Source organism: Limnohabitans sp. T6-20, assembly GCF_003063505.1.
GTDB lineage: Bacteria > Pseudomonadota > Gammaproteobacteria > Burkholderiales > Burkholderiaceae_C > Limnohabitans_A.
The window spans coordinates 13464-30565 of the sequence record NZ_NERW01000003.1 but is presented as its reverse complement, the minus strand read 5'-3'; the positions used below and the strand labels follow the sequence as shown (position 1 = coordinate 30565).

General features: G+C 60.2%; 11 protein-coding genes. 7 read left to right on the top strand and 4 right to left on the bottom strand.

Features of this window, described 5'->3' with window-relative positions:
* Positions 1 to 10: 10 nt before the first annotated feature.
* Genes B9Z33_RS11155 through B9Z33_RS11140 form a run of 4 tightly spaced genes read right to left on the bottom strand, consistent with a single transcriptional unit; the run spans position 11 to position 4107 of the window.
* Complete coding sequence (locus B9Z33_RS11155) at positions 11 to 1354, bottom strand: ABC transporter substrate-binding protein (RefSeq protein ID WP_108287127.1); 1344 nt, start codon at positions 1352 to 1354, stop codon at positions 11 to 13.
* The gene (locus B9Z33_RS11150) at positions 1351 to 2475 is read right to left on the bottom strand and encodes an ABC transporter ATP-binding protein (RefSeq protein ID WP_108287126.1); all 1125 of its coding nucleotides are present in this window, start codon (positions 2473 to 2475) and stop codon (positions 1351 to 1353) included. The genes B9Z33_RS11155 and B9Z33_RS11150 overlap by 4 nt, the downstream gene beginning before the upstream one ends.
* On the bottom strand, positions 2462 to 3187 hold the full coding sequence (locus tag B9Z33_RS11145; RefSeq protein WP_233252810.1) for a cytochrome b561 domain-containing protein: 726 nt from the start codon (positions 3185 to 3187) through the stop codon (positions 2462 to 2464). The genes B9Z33_RS11150 and B9Z33_RS11145 overlap by 14 nt, the downstream gene beginning before the upstream one ends.
* The gene (locus tag B9Z33_RS11140; RefSeq protein ID WP_108287124.1) at positions 3184 to 4107 is read right to left on the bottom strand and encodes an SMP-30/gluconolactonase/LRE family protein; all 924 of its coding nucleotides are present in this window, start codon (positions 4105 to 4107) and stop codon (positions 3184 to 3186) included. Before B9Z33_RS11140 ends, B9Z33_RS11145 begins: the two co-directional genes overlap by 4 nt.
* A 196-nt stretch (positions 4108 to 4303) precedes the next feature.
* On the opposite strand from B9Z33_RS11140, the gene B9Z33_RS11135 reads away from it, so the two are divergent.
* From B9Z33_RS11135 to B9Z33_RS11105, 7 genes are all read left to right on the top strand, one after another.
* Positions 4304 to 5377, top strand: coding sequence for a LacI family DNA-binding transcriptional regulator (locus B9Z33_RS11135; protein WP_233252809.1), 1074 nt, complete (start codon positions 4304 to 4306; stop codon positions 5375 to 5377).
* A gap of 273 nt (positions 5378 to 5650) precedes the next feature.
* Positions 5651 to 9178, top strand: coding sequence for a chromosome segregation protein SMC (smc, locus tag B9Z33_RS11130; RefSeq protein WP_108287840.1), 3528 nt, complete (start codon positions 5651 to 5653; stop codon positions 9176 to 9178).
* Between the two features lie 24 nt (positions 9179 to 9202).
* A complete protein-coding gene (locus B9Z33_RS11125; protein WP_108287123.1) occupies positions 9203 to 10237 on the top strand; it encodes a cell division protein ZipA C-terminal FtsZ-binding domain-containing protein in 1035 nt (344 codons plus the stop codon).
* Positions 10238 to 10255: 18 nt separating this feature from the next.
* The gene (ligA, locus tag B9Z33_RS11120; protein WP_108287839.1) at positions 10256 to 12385 is read left to right on the top strand and encodes an NAD-dependent DNA ligase LigA; all 2130 of its coding nucleotides are present in this window, start codon (positions 10256 to 10258) and stop codon (positions 12383 to 12385) included.
* A complete protein-coding gene (def, locus tag B9Z33_RS11115; protein WP_108287122.1) occupies positions 12382 to 12921 on the top strand; it encodes a peptide deformylase in 540 nt (179 codons plus the stop codon). Before ligA ends, def begins: the two co-directional genes overlap by 4 nt.
* Before the next feature lie 199 nt (positions 12922 to 13120).
* Positions 13121 to 13735, top strand: a complete 615-nt coding sequence (locus B9Z33_RS11110) for a hypothetical protein (RefSeq protein WP_108287121.1) — start codon at positions 13121 to 13123, stop codon at positions 13733 to 13735.
* A 94-nt stretch (positions 13736 to 13829) separates the two neighbouring features.
* On the top strand, positions 13830 to 17084 hold the full coding sequence (locus tag B9Z33_RS11105; RefSeq protein ID WP_146183861.1) for an S-layer family protein: 3255 nt from the start codon (positions 13830 to 13832) through the stop codon (positions 17082 to 17084).
* The last annotated feature ends 18 nt before the right edge of the window (positions 17085 to 17102 follow it).

Below are 17102 nucleotides of genomic sequence, written 5' to 3'. Positions count from 1 at the left end.
CTGGGTGTGATCAGATCTTGTAGCCCGCTTGACGCATGATCGCGGTGACCTGCGGAACCATGTCGTTCAGGGCTTGTTCTGCGGTCTTTTTACCCGTGAGGGCTTCACTCAGACCGACGCCCAGCGCCTGCACGTTGATGTTGTCCCACACCGGGATGATGGGGCGCCAGTCCGGTGCGCTGTATTTCAGCGCTTCCTGGAAGGTGATGAATTCGGGGTATTTGCGCACCGCATCTTGGTCTTTCAGGGTGCTGTTGCGCATGGGGGCACCGCCCGCCATCGTCACGGCTTTGTCCTGCGCTTTGCTGGTGAGCCATTGCATGAGCAGGAAACTGGCTTCGGGGTTTTTGGCATTTTTGGGAATGGCCAGACCCAGGCCACCGCTTTGCGAGGCGCGGCGCATGCCTTTGGGGTGCAAGGCCCAGCTGACGTTGCCCACCACTTTGCTTTTGCTGGGGTCGTTGACCAGGCCTGCAATGGAGGTGCTGTCCAGGTACATGGCGGCCTGTCCTTGCAAAAAGGCGGTGTTGCTCTCGCCCTGACCGTAGCCGGCAATGCCAGCGGGTCCGGTGGCCACAACTTCTTGCAAGAACTTGAGGGCTTCGACGCCGAACTTGTCATTGAAACGGGGATTCCATTTGTCATCAAAGACGCTGCCACCCAGCGGGTTCAGGTGCAGCAGCCAGGCATGCACCACTTGGTGCCCGGCTTGCCCGCGGCTGGCCAAAGCGCCAATGCCCTCCTTGTCCTTGAGGATGCGCAAAATCTTGCGGAAGTCTTCGTAGTTTTCTGGCACCGTCAGGTTGTGCTTGGCAAAGATGTCGCGGCGGTACGCCAAAACGCTGGTTTCAGCGCCATAGGGAATGCCGTACAGTTTGGCACCAGGCCCTGCCAAATAGCCTTTGGGGCCGCCGACCAGCCCCAGGTTTTCGAGGTAGATGGGGACAATGTCCTTCATGTCGTAGGCGGGGTCTGCCAAGGCCGGATTGGCAAAGAAGGGCTCCAGCGGCTGGATCAGATTCTTGGCCACATATTCGCCTTTCCACATGACGACGTAGCAGCCCAAGTCAAAGTCGCCAGAGGGCTTGGCCATCTCCAGCAGCTGCTTTTCTTTCATGCGGCCCATGGCCAATTTGTCCACCTCGACCTTGATGCCGGTTTCTTTGGTGAACTGCGGCAGGATTTTGAGCATCGCATCGTAGTGCGGGTGCGCTGGCGTGCTGAACACCACGGTTTTGCCCGCGTATTTGGCGTAGCGGTTTTGCGCTTGCACGCCGCTGAAGGGCAGGGCAGCGCCGAAAACGGTGATGGCACCTGCTTTGAGTGCGTCGCGTCGGCTTGGGAATGAACTCATGATTTGTCTCCTGTGTTGTGAAGGGAAGCGGAACTGCTGGGTTTCAACGAAAGGCCGTTTGTGGCGTTGAAGACGTGCAAACACGCGGGTTCGACATTCAGGTGCAAGGGCTTGTGCAGCGCGGCCTTGGCATTGCCTGGCAGCACAGCGCACACGCGCTGCCCCGAAGGCAGGCGGCCCACGACCTGGCTTTCGGTGCCCAGGTATTCCACGACCTCGACGTTCATGCGCAGCGTGCCGCCCTGCATTGCCGGGCTCAGCATTTGCGGTCGAATGCCAACAATGAGTGGCGTGTCCGCCTTCAGGGATTGCGCTGCCAGCCAAGCAGGGGCTGGAACAGAAAAATCGGGCATTTTGAGCAGGAGTTGGCTGCCGTCGCTTTGCAGTTGGGCTTCAAAAAAGTTCATGGTGGGGGTGCCGATGAAGCCGGCGACAAAGAGATTGGCCGGGTGGTTGAACACCTCGCTGGGCGTGCCGACTTGCTGAATGCGACCCTTGTCAAAGATCACGATCCGGTTTGCCAGGGTCATGGCTTCGGTTTGATCGTGGGTCACATACAAGGTGGTTTTGGCCAGGCGCTGGTGCAACAGGGCCAACTCTGCCCGCATGTGGCCCCTGAGTTTGGCGTCCAGGTTGGACAAGGGTTCATCGAACAAAAAGACCTGGGGTTCACGCACGATGGCGCGGCCAATGGCCACGCGTTGGCGTTGGCCCCCGGACAGTTCCTTGGGCTTGCGCTTGAGCAGGTGTTCAATGTTCAGAATCTTGGCCGCAGAGGCCACTTTAGCGTCGATGTCTGTCTGGGGGCGGCCTGCCAGGCGCAGGGCAAACGACAGGTTTTGCGCCACATCCATGTGGGGGTAGAGCGCATAGTTCTGGAACACCATGGCAATGTCGCGGGCCATGGGGTGGGCGTTGGTGACGTCTTTGCTGCCAATGATGATTCGGCCTTGGGTGACCTCTTCCAGGCCCGCCACCATGCGCAGCGTGGTGCTTTTGCCGCAGCCCGATTCGCCCAGTAGCACGACAAATTCGCCCGCATGCACAGACAGGTTGAGTTCACTGACGACAGTGACCTCGCCAAAACGTTTGACGAGGTTGCGAAGTTCAAGATTGGCCATGTTTTTGCGGTTCAAAGGGTCGTCGAATACCCCAGCCGATGGGGGTAAGGTGGTTGCCGGGGTGACTGGGGTCAGGCCCCCAGATCGCTTGGTAGGTGTCGATGCAGCGGCCCTGCTTTTGCCAGCGCCAGGCCAGGCCCAACAAGCTCAGCCACCACAGGCCCAGCACCAGCGGCATCCAGCGCGGTGCATCGGCCAGCAGCAGGCCTGCAAAAATCACGCCGATGGCGGCCAGCACACATGCCCAGCCGAGCCACTTGTGCAAGCGCTCAAACCAGATGCGGTGGCGCGTCATGTCGTAATGGTCACCCCTGATCTGCAGGGCTGTTGGGCCGCCTTTGCTGCCGCGCAGGAGGCCGCCGAGGATTTGCAGCCAGCCCAGCAGCATCAAGAGCCAGCCAGCCGTGCCGTGCAGATGTGCCCAGGGACTTTGTGAAGTTTGTTTCCAGAGGGCATAAATGCCCAAGCTGGCCAGCGCCATGCCTGCCCACTGCAGTGTTCGGTGCCCATGCCACCAACCCTTGTTGTCCAGCACGGTGGGCCAGTTTTGCGAAGGTAGCACTTTGAAATACCGGGCCAGCAAAGCACCCACGGGCAGCAAGATGCCCCAGGCCAACACCATCAACCGGGCATGCCAATACACCCCCGGCTCAATGACGTGGAGGGATGCCCCGCTGAGCGGCAGGGTCAGCCAGTTCCAGAGGACATTCATGCCGTGGCTCCCCGCGTGTTGATCTTGATGCGGTACAGGGATGTACTCGCGCAGATGAACAGGTCACCGCCACCAGGCCCGCCAAAGCACAGATTGCCCACTTTTTCGGGCACCGGAATGCGGCCCAAACGGGTGCCATCCGGGTGATAGATTTGCACGCTGTCTCCACTGCTGGTGTAGACAAAACCGTGGATGTCAACCCGAAAGCCATCGGCCAGACCGGGCGTGACGACGGCAAAAATGCGGGGATCGCGCAGCCAAGTGCCGTCTACCACCTCCAGGGCCACGATGTGGTGGTGGCCTGTGCCATCTTCACGCAGTGCGGCCGAGGTGTCGCTGACGTACAGCACGCGCTCGTCGGGTGAGAAAGCCAAACCATTGGGCTCCTCAAGCCAGTCGCTGGCGATGCTCAGGTTTTGCGTTTGCGGGCAGTAGCGGTAAACGTGGTTGGCGCCGATTTCGGATGTGGCTTTGTGGCCTTCACGGTCCGAGAGGATGCCGTAGGGTGGGTCGGTGAACCAGATGGTGCCATCCGATTTCACCACCAGATCGTTGGGGGAGTTCAAGCGCTGCCCACGGTAGTTGTCCACAACCACCTCGTCACACTGAGGCTCGCCTTGTGAGCCCAACCGTGTGCGGATGATGGCCCGTTGACCATGTGAGGCATGGAGCAAGTCGCCGCCCTGATCCAGTACATGCCCGTTGGTGAACTCCGAATCATCGCGCCAAACCCTCAAACCAAGCTGAGCGTGCCAGGACAAGATGCGGTTGTTGGGAATGTCGCTCCAAATCAGCTCGCTGCTTTGGGGCAGCCACACGGGTCCTTCGCTCCAAGCGGCACCACCGCACAAACGCTCAAGCGCACCAGCGCCTTGTCCAATTTTGGCCAGTCGGGCGTCGAAAACTTGCAGCGAGGTCATGTGGCCAGATGAAATTCAGGAAGAAGCGCTTATGGTCATTCAATTTTGAGTTACCGGTAACTCGTATTTACCCTAGAGGTGCGGCCATAAACTTCACGCTCTGGCGTGCATTCAGCTAATTTTTGACGCGAATGTGCGTGAATAATGACGTTACCGGTAGCGTTTCGTCAGTCCACCGCAGGCACAGGAGTACTTTTTGCGCAACAAAAATTCGAGCCCAGCAGGCCCATTGGCCCCTGATGGCATGGGACAGGTCACCATGGCCGACATTGCGGCCCGACTGGGCGTATCCAAGATGACCGTGTCAAGGGCGCTCAGTCGGTCCACACGACGGCGCAGCGACGCCAGCGAAGATTTGCGTCAACGCATTTTGAACACTTGCCAGGAGATGGGTTATGTGATGGACCAAACGGCTCGCACCTTTTCATCCAAGCGTTCGGGCTTCATCGCCACACTCATCCCGGCGCTGAACAACTCGAACTTTTCGGACACGACCCACGGATTGACTTCTGCCGTTGAATCTGCCGGCATGCAAGTCCTCATGGGCTACACGGACTACGACATGCCCACCGAAGAGCAGTTGATCAGAACCTTGCTCATGCGCAGGCCTGAAGGCATTGTCGTGACAGGCGGCAGCCACACGCCCTTGGCCAGAAAACTGCTTGAATCAGCGGGGGTGCCCGTGGTTGAAACCTGGGATTTGCTGGACGAGCCCATTGGGCACAACGTGGGGTTTTCCAACGCTCAGGCGGTCAGTGAACTGGTGTTTGCCTTGTATGCCAAGGGGTATCGACAGATGGGATTTCTTGGGGGCTTGCCGCAAAGCGATGCACGTGGGGCCGAGCGCAGGCGGGGATTTTTGGAGGCGATGGGGCAACTGGGGCAGGACGCAACCCGGACTTTGGCCATTGGCAGCGCCCCTGTCTCCATGGAGGCGGGCGCCCAAGGGGTGGCGCAAATGCTGGCCCGTTGGCCCGAGCTGGAGGCGGTTGTGTGTGTGTCAGACCACGTCGCATTTGGCGCCTTGTCTGAATGTCAGCGACGGGGCTGGGCAGTGCCTGGTAGGCTGGCAATTGCTGGATTTGGGGGCTTCGAGATTGCACAAGCTTGTCACCCACAAATCACGACCGTGGCGGTCAACAGCGCAGGCATTGGCAAAGTGGCTGGGCAGTTGTTGCTCAAAGCCATATCGCTGTCACGATCAGGGCAAAAACTGGCGCCTGAAACAGTGGTCATGCCCTACCGAATTGAACTCAGAGGAAGTACCTGACCGACTCGAATGCTTCCCAAGCCTGGAGGGCCTGCTGCACAGGATCGCACCTGCTATCCATGGGGACCCTATTTATGCTGTTGCATCCCTGGAAGATTTCTTGATCCCAGTTATATCTCTCTCAGAGGGAAGGACTTTAATCTGGGGTGGCTGGGTTAACATTCGAGGCTGTTTCAAATCTTGGATTAGATCCGTTGATTTGTGCTTTCTTGCGGATTTTGGCAGTGTTTTGCTGCCCGCCCGCTTCGTCCTTTTTCGACCGACCTGACCGCCGTGCGCCTTAATTCCATCAAGCTTTCAGGCTTCAAATCGTTTGCCGAACCGACCAACTTCCTGCTGCCCGGGCAGCTGGTGGGCGTGGTCGGGCCCAACGGTTGCGGCAAATCCAACATCATGGACGCGGTGCGTTGGGTGCTGGGCGAGTCCAAGGCGTCTGAATTGCGTGGCGAGTCCATGCAGGACGTGATTTTCAACGGCACCACCACCCGCAAACCCGCCAGCCGCGCCAGCGTGGAGCTGGTGTTTGACAACGCCGACCACCGCGCGGGTGGCCAGTGGGGCCAGTTCGCCGAGATCGCGGTCAAGCGCGTGCTGACCCGCGATGGCAACAGCAGCTACTACATCAACAACCAGCCTGTGCGTCGCCGAGATGTGCAAGACGTGTTTTTGGGCACGGGCCTCGGCCCTCGCGCCTACGCCATCATTGGCCAAGGCACCATCAGCCGCATTATTGAGTCGCGTCCTGAAGAGCTGCGCTTGTTTCTCGAGGAAGCTGCAGGCGTGTCCAAATACAAGGAACGCCGCCGCGAGACCGAAAACCGCTTGTCGGACACCCGCGAGAACTTGACCCGGGTCGAGGACATCCTGCGCGAGCTCAACGCCAACCTCGAAAAGCTCGAAAAACAGGCCGAGGTGGCCACCCGTTACAACTCGCTGCAAGCTGACAGCACACTCAAGCAACACCAGCTGTGGTTCCTCAAGCGTCGCGACGCCGAGAGTGATCAGGGCAAGGTCAAGTCCGATGTCGATCAGGCTGTGAACGCGCTGGAGTCACGCATTGCTGATTTGCGCCACGTTGAGGCCGATCTGGAAGCGATCCGTCAGGCGCACTACGACGCAGGCGATCAGGTCAACCAAGCTCAGGGCGCTTTGTACGAAGCCAGCGCCGAAGTGGGGCGTTTGGAGGCCGAAATCCGCTTTGTGGTGGAAGGTCGTCAGCGCGCCGAGCAGCGCTTGCAGCAACTGATTGAACAAACCGCCCAGTGGGGCACCCGCAGCGAAGACGCGCAGGCCGAGCTGGAAACTTTGTCCGAGCAGGCCGCCATGGCCGAAGACCAGAGCATGACGTTGGCCGCCCAGGTGGAAGACCAGGCCATGGCTTTGCCCGACTTGGAAGAAGCCCTGCGCAAAGCCCAAAACGAGGCCAACGCCCAGCGCGCCAGCGTGGTGCAGGTTCAGCAGCAAATCGGGGTGCTGGCCGCTGACCAGCGCAACGTCGAAGAACAATCGCGCCAGCTGGACCAGCGCCGCGAGCGCCTGCTGACCGATCGCAACGCCCTGGCAGCACCCGATGAAGCGCGATTGCACAACCTGCAAACCCAATTGGCCGAGGCTGAAGCCTTGGCCGCCGAATCGGAAGCCCGCTTGCAAGATCTGCAAGAGCAGGTCCCAGCGCTCGACGAAGACCGCCGCAGCCGCCAAAAGGCTGTCAACGACGAGTCGGCCCGGTTGGCCGACTTGAGCGCCCGCATCGAGGCGCTCAAGGCACTGCAAGAAAAAGTCCGCACCGACGGCAAGCTCAAGCCCTGGCTGGCCAAGCACGGCATGGACGGGCTCGAAGGCCTGTGGAGCCGCATCCACATCGAGCCCGGCTGGGAAAATGCCCTCGAATCAGCGCTGCGTGAACGCTTGTCGGCGCTTGAAGTCTCGCGCCTGGACATGGTGCGTGCTTTTGCAAACGATGCGCCGCCCGCCAAACTGTCTTTCTTCACGTCCCCCCTGGCTTCAACCGCTGCGCCCCGCAACGGCATGCCCAGCGGCTGCGCTCCTTTGGCGCAAAAGCTGCGCATTTCAGACGCGGGCTTGTCCGCACTGGTGATCGACTGGCTGCAAGGCTGCTACACCGCCCCCAACCTGGAAGACGCGCTGGCCTGGCGCAGCCAGCTCCAGGCGGGCGAAACGGTGTTTGTGCAGGCCGGTCACGCGGTTGATCTGAACAGTGTGGTGTTTTACGCGCAAGACTCTGAGCAAGCCGGTTTGCTGGCTCGGGCACAAGACATCGACAACCTGGAAAAGCAGCAACGCGCCCAGACCCTGATTGCCGAAGACAGCCGCAGCGCCCTGGTGCGTGCTGAGGCGGCTTATGCCGATGCCTCTCAGCGCCTGATCACGGTGCGGCGCGAAGCGGCCGAAAGCCAGTCGCGCCGCCATGAATTGCAGGTTGAGACCCTGCGTTTGTTGCAGCTGGTGGAGCAAACCCGTGCCCGCAGCGCGCAGATCAGCAACGATCTGGCCGAAGTCGAGGCCTTGCTCGACGAGCTGCAAGAGCGCCGCGTCACGGCCGAAGCCCGCTTTGAAGAGCTCGACATGCAGCTGGCCGACACGCAAGAGCGCCACGCCCAGCTGGACGAGCGCGTGATCGAGGCCGAGCGCAAGCTGGCCGAGTGCCGCGAACAACAACGCAGCCTGGAGCGCCGCGCCCAAGAGGCCCAGTTCTCGCAGCGCAGCCTGGATGCCCGCCGCGCCGAACTTCAACGCACCATCGAAACCGCGCAGCAGCAAGTCACCAGCATCGATGCTGAAATGCAGCGCGCCCGCGATGAATTGAGCCGCCTGACCGATGCCGCAGCGCAAGCGGGTTTGCAAAACGTGCTGGCCGTCAAGATGGAGCGCGAGCAAGCCTTGGCCGCCCGCCGCAGCGCCTATGACGACCTGACCGCCAAACTGCGCGCCAGTGACGAGCGCCGGGTGGCTTTTGAGCGTGAACTCGACCCGCTGCGCCAGCGCATCACCGATTTGCAGCTCAAGGAACAAGCCGCCCGCCTGGGCCTGGAGCAATACACCCAATTGCTGGCCGACGCCCAAGCCAACTTGGAAGCCGTAGCTCAGTCCATCGAAGTGGGGCAGGTGCGCTTGACGGGCCTGCAAAGCGAGATTGACCGCATCCACCGAGAAATCACGGCCTTGGGCCCGGTCAACCTGGCTGCGCTCGAAGAGCTGACCACCTCGCGTGAGCGCAAGACCTTCCTGGATTCGCAAAATGCCGACCTGACCGAAGCGATGAACACGCTGGAAGACGCGATCCGCAAGATCGATGCCGAAACCCGCGACCTGCTGGGCGGCACATTCAAGATCGTGAACGAGCACTTCAGCCGCATGTTCCCCGAGCTGTTTGGTGGGGGCAATGCACGCCTGGTGATGACCGGTGACGAGATTCTGGACGCTGGGGTGCAGGTGCTGGCGCAGCCGCCCGGCAAGAAAAACCAGACCATCCATTTGCTGTCCGGTGGCGAAAAAGCGCTCACCGCGATCGCGCTGGTGTTTGCCATTTTCCAGCTCAACCCGGCACCGTTTTGTTTGCTCGACGAGGTGGACGCGCCGCTGGACGACGCCAACACTGAGCGCTACGCCAAGCTGGTCAAGGGCATGGGCAAAGAGACCCAGTTCCTGTTCATCAGCCACAACAAGATCGCCATGGAAATGGCCGAGCAGTTGATCGGCGTGACCATGCAAGAGCAGGGCGTTTCACGGATCGTCGCTGTGGACATGGAATCCGCAGTGTCTATGGCCGATGAGGCCTGAGGTTTTTGATTTATGTTGGATTCAATGAGTTCCTTGCAACTGAGTTTGGCCGGTATCGGTGCCCTCACCTTGGGGGCGGTGGTGATTTACAACTATTGGACATCGCGCAAGAACGCACCGCGCCAGGCCGAGCCCTCCGTGGAGCCGGTGGGAACAAAGGACACAGCCCCAGAGGCCTTCGAGCCGAGAGAGCCGGTCTTGACAGACGACTTCTCCAGCTTGCCGCAGCCCGAGCGCAAACCCCTGCTGGACGCCCTGATTGATGTCATTGCCACCATTGAGGTGGACCATCCTGTTTCTGGAGATGCTGCACTGGCTGCTTTGCCCGTCACTCGCCGTGTCGGGACCAAGCCTTTTCATGTGGAAGGCTGCAGCGATTTGAGCGGTGAATGGGAGGCCTTGGTGGCCGGGCGCCGCTATTCTGCTTTTCAGGCGGGTGTTCAGCTGGCCAACCGCGTGGGCGCACTCAACAACATCGAGTTTTCCGAGTTTGTGGTCAAAACCCAGGCCTTTGCCGATGCTGTTGGCGGCACGCCCAGCTTTAGCGACATGCTCGAAGAAGTGGCGCGTGCGCGTGAATTGGACCAATTTGCCAGCGCACACGATGCGCAACTGAGCTTCACTTTGTGCGCCAGCGCATCTGCCTGGAGCCCGGGCTATATCCAGCAGCACGCAGCGCGTCTGGGTTTTGTGGCGGGGGTCATTCCGGGGCGCATGGTGTTGCCCTCGGCCGTCGCTGGTTTGCCACCGATCTTGTCCTTGGTTTTTGACACCCAGGCCGCCCTGGCCGACGACCCGGCCTTGTCGGCCATCCGTGAGTTTTCGCTCAGTCTGGATGTGCCACAAATTGCGCGTGAAGACCAGCCCTTCGGGCGTTTGCGTGAAGTTGCACGCTTGTTGGCAGAGCACATGGACGGTGTGGTGACCGACGGGAACGGACAAATTTTGGGCGAAGACGTGCTCGATCAGATCGCCAACGACTTGCAGCAGCTGTATGACGCACTGGACGCCCGGGAATTGTCTGCTGGCTCGCCGCAAGCGCGTCGCTTGTTCTCCTGATTCGGTCGATTGGTGACCATGTCCCATCCGGACTTGTTTGGTGACGGGCCGACGCACGCGCCTGCCCAAGCTGCCAGCGTGGTGCCTTTGTTGGCACCTGCAGACAAAGCCGCCCAGCTGCGAGCCCAACTGCACCACCATGCACACGCTTACTACACGCTGGATGCGCCCGAGGTGCCTGATGCCGAATACGACCGGCTGTTTCGGGAACTGCAAGCGCTGGAGGCCGTTCACCCCGAACTGCTGACCCCCGACTCGCCCACCCAGCGCGTGGGTGGCAAGGTGCTGGACGCCTTTGCCCCGGTCACGCACCGCGTGCCCATGCTCAGCATCCGTACCGAAACCGACACCGAAGCCAGCGGGGCCGAGGCCTTTGACACCCGCATCCGCAAAGAGTTGGGCCTGAGTGACGCCGACCCGGCAGTCGAGTACGTGGGCGAACTCAAGTTCGACGGCCTGGCCATGAGCCTGCGCTATGAAAACGGTGTGCTGGTGCAAGCCGCCACCCGGGGGGACGGCGAAACCGGCGAAGAGGTCACATCCAACATCCGCACCATCGGGCAGATCCCGCTCCGCCTGCCAGCCGATGCGCCGCCTGTGCTGGAGGTGCGCGGCGAGGTTTACATGCGTCGCGATGACTTTGAGCGCCTGAACGAGCGCCAGCGCGAACGCATCGCGGCGGGCATGAAGGGTGAAAAAACCTTCGTCAACCCGCGTAATGCCGCAGCCGGTGCGGTGCGCCAGCTCGATTCGGGCATTGCGGCCGAGCGCCCTTTAAGCTTTTTTGCCTATGGTCTGGGCGACATCACGCCCGCCACCGAAGGCGGCCCGCAGTGGCGCACCCACTTTGACATGGTTCAGCAGCTCAAGGCCTGGGGCTTTCCGGTGGCCGAAGAAACGTCTTGCGTGCAAGGGGCGGCAGGCCTGGTGGCCTTTCACCAGCGCATGGCGGCCGGGCGCGATGCGCTGCCCTATGACATCGACGGTGTGGTCTACAAGGTCAACGACCTGGCCCAGCAGCAGCGCCTGGGTTTTGTGACCCGCGAGCCGCGTTGGGCTGTGGCTCACAAATACCCGGCGCAAGAAGAAATGACCACCGTGCAGGCCATCGATGTGCAAGTGGGCCGCACCGGCAAGCTCACGCCCGTGGCCAAGCTCTTTCCTGTTTTTGTGGGCGGCGTCACGGTGACCAACGCCACGCTGCACAACGAACTAGAAGCCCGCCGCAAAGATGTACGGGTGGGCGACACCGTGATCGTGCGCCGTGCGGGCGATGTGATTCCTGAGGTGGTGTCGGTGGTGCTGGACCGCCGTCCGCCCGATGCGCCGCAGTTCACCATGCTGAGCCACTGTCCTGTGTGCGGCAGTCTGGCCGAGCGAGAAGAGGGCGAAGCCGACCACCGCTGTACCGGCGGGCTGTTTTGCAGCGCCCAGCGCAAGCAAGCCATCTGGCATTTTGCTCACCGCCGCGCCATGGATGTGGACGGTCTGGGTGACAAGCTGGTGGACCAGCTGGTCGATTTGGGCCAGGTCAAGACCCTGGCCGATCTGTACCACCTCAAGCTCGACACCCTGGCCAACATGGACCGCATGGCCGAAAAATCGGCCGTCAACCTGCTTGAAGCGCTGGAAAAATCCAAGACCACCACGCTGGGGCGTTTCTTGTTCAGCCTGGGCATCCGCCATGTGGGCGAGGCCACAGCCAAGGAGCTGGCGCGCCATTTTGGGCAGCTCGACGCCGTCATGGTCGCCAGCGAAGACGCGCTCTTGCAAGTGGCCGATGTGGGCCCGGTGGTCGCGCACAGCATCCGCACGTTTTTTGACCAGCCGCACAACCGTGAGGTGGTGCAAGCCCTGCGCGATGCCGGTGTGAGCTGGCCCGAAGGCGACGCCCTGGCCCCCACCGAAATGCCCCTGGCGGGTATCACCGTGGTGCTGACGGGCACGCTGCAAAGCATGGGCCGCGACGAAGCCAAAGAAAAGCTCGAAGCCTTGGGTGCCAAAGTGGCCGGTTCGGTCAGCAAAAAAACCCACTACGTGGTGGCCGGGGCCGAAGCGGGCAGCAAGCTCGACAAGGCGCTGGCGCTGGGCGTGCCCGTGCTGGACGATGCGGGTTTGGCGGTGTTGTTGACTGGAGATAAACCATGAGCGTGCGTGAAATCCTCAAAATGGGCGATGCCCGCCTGCTGCGTGTGGCCGAGCCTGTGCAGGCTTTTGACACCCCCGAGCTGCACGCCCTGATCGCTGACATGCGCGACACCATGGCCGCCGTCAACGGTGCAGGCTTGGCCGCGCCACAAATCGGGGTCAACCTGCAAGTGGTGATTTTTGGCAGCACGGCACGCAACCCACGCTACCCGGACCGCCCGCAGGTGCCGCCCACGTTGCTCATCAACCCCGTCATCACGCCCTTGGGCGCAGACGAGGAGGAGGACTGGGAGGGCTGCCTGTCGGTTCCGGGTCTGCGCGGGGTGGTGCCCCGTTGGGCCCACATCCGTTACACCGGTTGGGATGAAAAAGGGCAGCCCATCGACCGTACGGTCGCCGGGTTCCATGCCCGCGTGGTGCAACACGAATGCGACCACCTGATCGGCAAGCTCTACCCGATGCGGGTGCGTGACTTCAGCCGCTTTGGCTTTACAGAGGTGCTGTTCCCTGAGATCAGCGCTGCCGAAGACGACTGACGCAATCTTTGTTGGCCTTGCCGGTGGGCAAGGCGACGCTCTGTTTACTGTTCCCTTAACCGCTTTGGCCTCCATCGTTCCAAAGTAGTGCTTGCGCTCGTCAATCCGGTGTATTTGAAACACCCTTATTAAAAAATAAGTTGCTAAAATTTAAGAAATGTAGACTAGCAGTTTTCACAGCTTAACTGAAAACTAAGTCATGCATTCATCAAAAGTAATCAGTCAATTGGCAGCGCGCAGCCTGTTGGCTCTGAGCCTGAGCTTGTTGTGTCACGTCCAAGTCACATGGGCGCAGACCAGCGTCGCAGACAACCCCTTCCAGCCTTTGGGTGCTGTTTTCAATCTGTCAGAGCGTGTCGTGGACAGCCAGGCCCGCCTGGTCATGTTCCGTCCACAGGCCTCAACAGAGACCTCCGGCGTGACCCGCATCAATGTCAATGGTGCGTACCACACCTCCTTGATGGCCGGTGCTTACGCTGTTTTGTGCCTGGCTCCCGGCCCCGTGGCCCTCGATGTCCGCCCAGTGGAGGCTCAGCAACCCGCAAGCCAGCAGGCCGACATGAACACCCAAATCCAGTTGGCTGCCGGTCAAACCGTTTACCTGAGCGCCAGCTTGCAAGGCAACGCCCGCTATAGCCTGCGCCCAGTCGAGGCCCTGCCAGCGCGTGAGTCGCTCAAACCCATGCGCGAACAAATTCATGCGCTTTCTCGTGTGCCAGCGGCTCAAGAGTGCAAAGACCCGGATGCCCCCGTGCCTGTAGCACCTGCCGCCGCCCCCGCTCCCACAGAGCCAAGCCCCACCGCAACGCGCTGACCTGCTTGCGTAGCCACTGGCTGAGCACGCCACCCATTTGAACTGTTGACCCCAAGTCAATCGCCCAACCTCCTTGAAGAAAACGAACAACACCATGGCAACCGAAAAAATCGCTTACAAATTGCGTATCAACGTGGGTGGCGACAAAACCAGCGAGATGCAGAACCTGAGCGCGGGCAAAACCGCCCGGACCAAAGCGCAAGCCGGTGTGCGTTACCAGTTGCAAGACGCCAACAAGAACGATGCGCCGCCGGAGCAGGTGCGCGTCAAGCGGGTAGGCAAGGACTTGCATGTGGCCTTGGGTGAGGGCGAAGAGGCTGCCCAACTGATCATTGAAGACTATTACGCCGTCATGCCCGAGGGCTTCAACGCCTTGGTCGGCCAGGCCGATGGGGGCAGTTTTTATGAATACGTGCTGGAAGCACCAACGGCAGACAGCTACACACTGAGCCTTGCAGAAGGCCAGGACTTCACCTCGGCGGTGTTGGGCGGCAGCGAAGTGTCGGGCTCGGGTGCTGCGTTGGCGGTGTTGGCGTTCAACCCTTTGCTGGCGGCGGGTGCGGCTGGGGCGGCGGGTGCAGCAGCGGCTGCTGGCGGCGGGGGAACTGCTTCAGCAGCATTGCCGAATGCCGCTCCGACGGCAGTGACGTTGAACAACAAGACAACGACACTGCCAGAAAACACAGACACGACGACGCATGTCAAAGTGGCCGACATTGCGGTAGTGGATGATGGACAGGGCACGAACACCATCACTCTGAGCGGTACAGATGCCGACAAGTTTGAAGTGGTGGGTAATGCGCTGTACCTGAAGGCAGGTGAGGTGTTGGATTATGAAAGCGGCAAGACGCAGTACGACGTCACGGTGAATGTGGCGGACAGCACGGTCAGCGGCAGCCAGCCGGTGACGGTTAGCTACAGCCTTGGCGTGAACAACGTCAACGAAGAAGCGCCCACAGTCACAGCAGCCAGTCAAAGCGTCACGGTGCTGGAATCCGGCGGTATTGCAAACGCGTTGGCAGGAACCCCCACAGCCACCATCGCCCTCACAAAACACGATCCCGATGGTGATGCCACTGTCAGTTATGACACGGCCTGGATGACATTGAATGGCTGGATAGCAACGACTCCAGGGGCAACCTATACAAAAGCGGGTACGTACGGCACGGCGACGTTTACCGTTGCAACGGGTGTGGTCAGCTATGCGCTTGACAACACCAAGCTTGCCACGGAACAACTGATTGAGGGTCAACAGGTGAGCGACAGTTTCGCGGTGCGTGTCACAGATAACACGGCCACGGCTTCGACCGATGCGGTGTTCAGCATCACGGGTGCCAACGATGCACCGGTGGTTCAGCCGCGTTATTCGATCACCAACTCAGCAGCTGTTTCTACTTATTCAGAGAATAGCCCAGGATCTTTCATCAGTCTCGGTACATTGTTTGGTGACGCGGATACTGCCACGTTGTCAGGTGCCAAAATCCAGATTTCTAATATGGTTGCCGGTGACGCGCTGAAGTACACCAGTGGTTTGCAATTTATTTTTGCAACACCCGTTGATACTGGCGCGACCGTGGTTTACGCCTTGCCTGCTGGTACAAATACAGGAACTATCACAGCAACCTATACAAAGGCCACTGGCCTGATGGAGTTGACGGGCGTTTTTACCAAGACCGAATACGCCCAAGCTTTGAGGAACATCCTGTTCGTCAGTACCAGTGAAAACCCAACAGGCGTGACCCAACCCAATTTGGCAGGCACGACGCCATCACGCACCATCAACTGGCAGATCAATGATGGTCAGGCGGAAAACAACTGGAGTGCTGTGGCTACCAGCACGGTGAACATCACGGCGATAAACGATGCGCCGGTGGTGTCGTCAAATCCTTCCAGCTCCCCTTTTTTCACTGAAAATGCTGCTGCTGTAGTGACTTGCAACTCAATCACACTGGCGGATGATGTGGGGGTGATCGCAAGTGCGACGGTCAAGATCAGCTCTAACTTCACGTCGGGTGATGAACTGAGCTTTACGCCGATCAGTGGCATCACAGGAAGTTACGACCCCTTGACGGGAGTGTTGACGCTGACGGGTACTGCGAGCATGGCGCAATATCAAGAAATATTGCGGTCGGTCACTTTCACCAACAGCGGCGATTCACCGACAGGGACGGACGGAACCAGGATGATTCGCCAGTTGTCCTGGCAGGTCAACGATGGCTCATTTTCGTATAAATTGAGCAATGTCAAATCAACCTACATCAATGTTCTCGCGATAAACGACGCCCCTGTGCTGAATGCATCAGTAGATGTGCAAATGGCTCCTGTGGCGGCCCGCACAGGTGCAGAGGCTGCAACACCTGTCGGGGCGGTTGGTACGCTCGTGTCTGACCTTGTGAGTGGCGTGACTGACGCAGACGGCGTCAGTGTGCTCAAAGGCATTTCGGTGATTGGCACGAACCGCGCTCACGGTGTGGGGTATTACTCGCTCGATGACGGTGCAACGTGGCTGTCGATGGACGCGCCGGGTGAGCTTGTCAGCGCGATCAATGGCCGCATGTTGACTGCTACAGCAAGGGTCTATTACGCTCCAGCCGCTGACTTTGTCGGTACCGTCAGTGATGCTTTCATGTTCCGGGCCTGGGATCAGACCGGCAACAGCAGCACCGACGTCACAGCTGCAGGGCATGTGTTCAATACCGGCACCAACGGCGGAACCACCTCCTACTCTGTGGCGACAGACACGATCGCGATCACGGTCACACCTTTCATGGGCACCAGCGCAGCAGACACCCTGAACGGCGGCGCAGCCAACGACACCCTGGCGGGCAATGGCGGCGCAGACGTGATCAACGGTGGTGCGGGCAACGACACGGTGGTGGTGAACGCCAGCAACGTGACGGCTTTGTCGGCAGCCAATATGGCCCTGATTGACGGTGGTGCGGATGTGAACGTGCTCAAGCTGGACGTGACCGCCACAGGGATCACGCTGGACCTGACCAACACCACGGTGGCGGCGAAAGTGAACAACTTCAGCGTGGTGGACATCAAAGGCTCGGGCAACAACACGCTCAAGCTGGCTTTGGCGGATGTGCTGGACATGGGGGCAGTGGCAGACAACGCGGCCACGGCGGGCGTGGACGAAGGGGACATGCTGGTGGTCAAAGGCGACGCGGGCGATGTGGTGCAGTTGCAGGCTGTTGCCAGCTGGGCGCAAGCTGGGGCTCAGTCGGGTGCCACCTTGGCCACGACCTTTGGTTCGGCGTATGGCTTTGAGGCGGGTCACACCTACATGCAATATACCCAGGGGCTTGCCACTTTGTATGTGGCTTCTCTGGTCGCGGTCATCTGACCTTGGTTTTGGGCTGAG